This window comes from Polynucleobacter sp. 35-46-11, from assembly GCF_002281105.1.
This window is the reverse complement of the sequence record NZ_NCFJ01000134.1, coordinates 1-5,716: the sequence shown is the minus strand read 5'-3', so window position 1 is coordinate 5,716 and position 5,716 is coordinate 1. Positions and strand designations below refer to the sequence as shown.

6 protein-coding genes are annotated in these 5,716 nt (G+C 43.1%); 2 read left to right on the top strand and 4 right to left on the bottom strand.

The window, feature by feature from the left end:
- Positions 1-63: 63 nt before the first annotated feature.
- Positions 64-273: an AlpA family transcriptional regulator gene (locus B7Y67_RS09940; RefSeq protein WP_293598511.1), complete on the top strand. Its 210-nt coding sequence runs from the start codon at positions 64-66 to the stop codon at positions 271-273.
- A 58-nt stretch (positions 274-331) separates the two neighbouring features.
- Positions 332-667 (top strand): hypothetical protein, encoded by a 336-nt coding sequence (locus B7Y67_RS09935; RefSeq protein ID WP_293598510.1) that lies wholly within the window; start codon positions 332-334, stop codon positions 665-667.
- On the opposite strand, the gene B7Y67_RS09930 is transcribed toward B7Y67_RS09935, so the two are convergent.
- From B7Y67_RS09930 to B7Y67_RS09915, 4 genes are all read right to left on the bottom strand, one after another.
- Positions 650-1,096 (bottom strand): hypothetical protein, encoded by a 447-nt coding sequence (locus B7Y67_RS09930; protein ID WP_293598509.1) that lies wholly within the window; start codon positions 1,094-1,096, stop codon positions 650-652. The two genes, B7Y67_RS09935 and B7Y67_RS09930, sit on opposite strands and share 18 nt — an antisense overlap.
- A gap of 17 nt (positions 1,097-1,113) precedes the next feature.
- Entirely contained in the window at positions 1,114-2,589 is a 1,476-nt protein-coding gene (locus B7Y67_RS09925) for a class I SAM-dependent DNA methyltransferase (protein ID WP_293598508.1), read from the bottom strand.
- Complete coding sequence (locus tag B7Y67_RS09920) at positions 2,586-4,064, bottom strand: restriction endonuclease subunit S (RefSeq protein ID WP_293598507.1); 1,479 nt, start codon at positions 4,062-4,064, stop codon at positions 2,586-2,588. The genes B7Y67_RS09925 and B7Y67_RS09920 overlap by 4 nt, the downstream gene beginning before the upstream one ends.
- 2 nt (positions 4,065-4,066) lie before the next feature.
- Positions 4,067-5,716: type I restriction-modification enzyme R subunit C-terminal domain-containing protein (locus tag B7Y67_RS09915; RefSeq protein ID WP_293598506.1), on the bottom strand; the 1,650-nt coding region annotated here is incomplete at its 5' end.

Sequence of the window (5,716 nt, the reverse complement as noted above, 5' to 3'; positions counted from 1 at the left end):
CTGCAAAGATGGCGTTGCAGGTTTATCGTAAAAATGTAAAACGCGCCCGCTAAGGAAATAATCATGAATGACATCACATCTAGAGATATGAACGTGACCTTAATGCGAATTCCTCAAATTTTGAAAATAATGCCGATTTCTAAATCCAAGTTTTGGCTCATGGTGCAGAAAGGTGAATTTCCAAAACCAATCAAGATAGGAAGATCGTCGTTTTGGACGATTGAGCAGGTCCAGGCCTTTATTCGAGAAAGGACAAAGCAATCCACCAATTGAAAAATGGCTATCTCCTGAGGTTAAGCTATCTATCCTACGGAAAACTCAGGAGATAACTATGCATGCAGTGAATTTATCCAAGCGACTTAGCGTTGAGGTCTTTGACCATAACCGACCCATAGATGAGAGTGCTTGGATTGAAATTGGGAACTATGAAGATCTGGCGCATGCAGTGGATGCATGCAGGAGAGTGATTGATCGGGTCTTATGCAAACCGCGATATTCATCTCTCGCTGGACACGCTTTGATGCAAGAGTATTTAAATTATGGCCCAGTACCATGCATTCGCGGAGTTGATAATCTGGATGCCTTTGATCCATATGAATATCTCAAAAGCAAAGCCAAGTTAGGCCGGCAATGGCGCTATAGAAATACTCTAGACCTTGGTCTTTAAATAGCGGACAACAGTTTCCCAGTCGGGAAACTCAGGAGTAGCGAAGTGAATATGTTCACCCTTGAATCTATCTACCCCATTTTTTAGGCGGTCATCCACCAAAAAATCTCCATCATTAAGATTCTTATGGTGGCCTAGAATTAAGCGTTTATATGCTGCCTTACCCAGATAGTCTTTCACCCATAGCAACTTATCAGACCATGCACTTGGGTTACCCCATGGTGCAGTTGAAAGAATATAGGTGTCGAACATGGTAGCCAACTCCTCATATGCGGCAATTGCCCCTGGAATTGGATCCATCAAATAGAAGATGCCAGGGACTTCATCTAATCGGTCTTCGTACTGGTCTTGTATATGCTCAGGGGTTCTTGCGATTCCTGATGGGAAATCCACTAATACGTTATCCATATCAATGTAGAGTGTTTTCATGTCCGCGCCTTATTTAATTAGAGCCCCGATGCCACTTCCCTAAAACTATTAAGTGCAGCCTCAATATTTTGAACAATTTCCTCGGCTAATACCTCAGGCTCTGGCAGATTATCTAAATCAGCCAGACTCTTATCCTTCAACCAAAATATGTCTAAGCTTGTCTTATCACGGGCCACAATTTGCTCATAGCTAAATTTACGCCAGCGTCCCTCAGGATTTTTCTGCTCATTCCACAGTTCTTTACGCTTATGGCGATCTAACGGGTTATAGCAGTCTATAAACTCCTTTAAATCTTCTGGCCGTAATGGCTTCTTTTTCTGAGTATGGTGGATATTAGTTCGATAATCGTAAAACCAAACTTCCTTAGTCCAGGGCTCCTTACTGGCCGCATGATTATCGAAAAATAAAACATTTGCTTTTACGCCGTTAGCATAGAAAATGCCCGTTGGAAGACGCAAAATCGTATGCAAGTCTGTATTCTCTAAAAGCTTTTTGCGAACTGTCTCGCCGGCACCGCCCTCAAACAAGACATTGTCCGGAACAACTATTGCTGCCCGCCCAGTAGTTTTGAGCATAGTACGAATGTGCTGCACGAAGTTAAGCTGTTTATTAGATGTAGTAGCCCAAAAATCCTGGCGGTTGTAAGTTAGCTCATCCTTTTCCTGCTCACCTTCATCATTCGTAAAGCTCATGGAGCTTTTTTTACCAAATGGCGGGTTTGCCAGCACGTAATCAAATCGCTTACCACTATCGGCTACCAATGCATCATTAGGGGAAATCATACTTTCACCATCGATTTCCCCAATGTTGTGCAAGAACATATTCATTAGGGCCAATCGACGCGTTCCAGCAACAATCTCATTACCAAAAAAAGTTTCACGCTTTAAAAATGCCTTTTGCGATTGATTCATTTGATGGGCGCTAACTAGAAAGTCATAGGCGGCTAAGAAAAACCCGCCCGTGCCCGCTGCTGGATCAGCAATGGTTTTGCTTGGCTCTGGCCTCACACACTCAACCATGGCCTTAATTAAAGCTCTAGGCGTAAAGTATTGACCTGCTCCGGACTTTGTATCCTCAGCATTGCGCTCTAGTAAGCCCTCATAGATATCGCCCTTTACATCCGCCCCCATTGTTACCCACTTAGTCTCATTGACTAGCTCAATAAGGCGAGAGAGTTTGGCCGGGTCCTGAATCTTATTTTGGGATTTAGTAAAAATTGTGCCCAGCATTCCCGGCTTATTAGCAAGCTCACGCAATAGGGTTACATAGTGAACTTCTAGTTCAGCACCGCGCTTTGACTTTAAGCTATTCCAGTCATATGCCTTAGGAATACCAACTTTACGGTTATAGGGTGGTTGACTATATTCATCAGCCATCTTTAGGAAGATTAAATACGTGAGCTGCTCTAGATAGTCGCCATAGCTAACACCGTCATCTTTAAGAACGGTGCAGAAACTCCAGACCTTGGTAACAATTGATGCGGTAGCGTTCATGCGGCTTTTTTCTTTTTTATAGGTTTTGATTTAGCAACTTCTGCTTTGATCCGGGAGAGTAATTCGGATGCGGGTTCATCATTGGGGTCTTGTCGCACTAACTGCCCTGAGAATGCTTTTTGCAGAATTGATTGGCGAAGGCTCTCGGAGCAATTTATTGCAGTTTTAATATTTCCATCAAATACTTCAATTATTGAAAGTTTTTGATCAATAATCTGGACCACTTCCTCCATCTCCCGAATACTAGTCAATGGAAATATTAAATTTTCAACTCTATCCATATTAAGTGCTTTTTGGTTATTGCCTGACCCTAGTTTTCTTGTATTCTCATAGCAATAGGTAAGGTAGTGATATAAATAAAGAGGGGGAACCCCAGACCCAGCAACTCTAATGGCTGCGGTATTTTGATTATGTGATGCCTCGACACCCAAGATTGCAACTTGTCCACGGGTTTTACCCTCACCAATCATCGCCAACATCAAGGTTCCAGGGGGATGAATATGCGCAGAAATACTCTCATAGCCACGCTGCGTAATTTTCTCTTTTGTATCGTTTATCAAGCAAAAGGAAACCTCCCCACTGGATATCCATGGAATCGATCCCCCCCAAAAATCTGGAGACTTTCTACTAGGGGTAGACCCAACATAAACCTTAAATAATTCACCCAATTTTTCAAAAGACCAGCAATCAGGTAGATTGCATAATTTTTGACGCTCCTCCAATGCTAGCTCAGGAGGAAACTTCAAAGGTCGAGGCTTCCGCCTAACCTTTGCAGATGACTTCCACAGGGAAAATTCACGTTGGTATAAATCTATCGCCTCCATCCGAATTCTTTTTTTTAATTCAAAGGCACTCTCAATATTTCCCAGCGTTTTTTCTCGCCATTGAGTAGTCAATTTACCCTCAAAAGCATCCTTTAGTAGGGCTTGGCGATAAACCTTAAGCTGCTCTTGTGCGAGCTTAAGATTTTCAACCCCTTTATCCAACTCAGAAAATAACTCTTCAATTTTTTGGACGATCCGATGTTGCTCAGCTAACGGCGGAATCGGAAAGTCATAGTTCCAAAGTAAATCAGGATCTACGTGGGGCGTCCCACTTCCTTTGGCTCTCGTATTTATTTGCTGATATTTCGACTGCAAAAAATAGTATGCGTAATCATTCACCATCATTGGAAAGTTAATGCGTACCAGAGTGCTCCCAAGAGCGCCATTCACCCCTTTTCCCACCAAACCAGATCGAGACCCATCCCAAACCATTAAAAAGTCAGACTCGTAACATGGATGGCAACCTACGCCATCAGTCCATGTACGGACAATCTTCTCCTCAAAAGCCTGAATATCTACATATGGAATTGGGTGCGAAGAAGATTTTTCCTTGGCTTCGTTTTTAGACTTTTTACCTTTTTGACTCTGTACAAAGTCACCAAGCTTTACTAGCTGCCATGAACATGGAACTTTAGCCTTTATCCCAGACATTCTTAAGCAACCAACACTTCATTCAATTCATCAATTAGCGGATCCATCTTTTCACCAAATAGTTGATACATTTTTCCTAATCCGCCTTGCCCATCAAAGGGTGACATTTCTAAGTCATTACGCTCTATATGGAAGGAGTTTGCCACATGGTCTCGGATCATCCTTAACCATTGCATTTGCTCCTCATTAAACTTCTCTCCGCCACCAGAGTGGTGCTTCATTACCCAGTTTTGGAAGTTTCGACGTACCGTTTCATCAAATGGCGAGATCTTGCCATCTATTTCACATACCCTGCGAATTAAAGCCACCAAAGCAGTTAGCTCATTTGCTGGCTGAGAGCCTTTGTACTCATCCAATTGCCGATAGGCGTGCCAAACCCTCAGTGGGGCAAGCTTAGGCTTATCCATCTTTAATTTATCAAGCACCTGCCGAATTAAATCAAAACTTAGCTCACGCCTGCGAAATGGTTGACTAAAGAATATTGTCAAAGCCGTGATGCTATCTTGATTTGCCTTTAAGTACTCGGCAAACTCATCAACCATGCCTTGTGCGTTTGATGCCGAATCCTCATCCCATTCAGCTCTTAGTAGCACATCTAAATTATCCCGATCAATTGTCTGCTCTTTCTCGCGCCTAATAGAATCAATCAGATCGACCAATGGGCCATTGAAAACTTGCGCAACTGTTGACACTAGCTGGGCTTGCGCTTCCTGTAGTTTTTCTTCACTTAATTCAGATCCAGCAGGAAGGCCTGCCAAATCCAATGCTTTAGCCTCCACATTATCTGTATCAATTGAGCTAAAAAGCTGCCCCACAATTTGAGTTAACTCTAAACCTCCAGCGGCAAGACGGATTTGTCTTTGATCATCGGGATCAAGCTGTTTAGTCAATCTCGCTAAACGCGCAGCCAGCGAACTGACTGTATCTTCATCGGTGGCACCCATCATGACGCTCATAGCCAGGTCCTTCAGAGGGATGGTAGGCTTTGTAATTAATGGCTGACTTGCGGTTTTTAAAGATTTAGTTACACCAACAGCATCGACAATGACATAGTGTGTTTTAGCACTAACAGCTGAAGGTGTAACCTTCCTTAGATCATCTAAATCCAGGGTACGAGTTCCGCGCCCTTTCATTTGCTCAAAGTAATTGCGACTCTTCACATCCCTCATGAAGAGGAGACACTCTAAGGGTCTAACATCCGTTCCCGTCGCAATCATATCCACTGTCACTGCTATGCGGGGATAGTAGTCATTCCGAAATTGAGCGAGGACCGACTTAGGATCTTCGTCGATTTTGTAGGTAATCTTTTTGCAAAAGGCATTGCCCTCTCCAAACTCTTCTCTTACCGTTTGAATGATGTCATCAGCATGACTATCAGTTTTGGCAAAAATGAGCGTTTTAGGAACCTCAGTTCGCCCCGGAAATATCTCCGGCAATTTATCCCGGAAGGTGCGAATTACCGTTCTAATTTGATCTGGGTTAACAATATTGCGATCAAGCTGGGTTGCTGAATACTGCTCATCCTCATCTTGTTGTTCCCAGCGTTTTTTGCGCGTTAATTTCTCACGTCTTTCGACTAGTAATTTAGCTGGAATGACTGCACCCTGCTGAGTAACTTGGGTGTCAATTACGTAAATCTCGTTTCCCACATT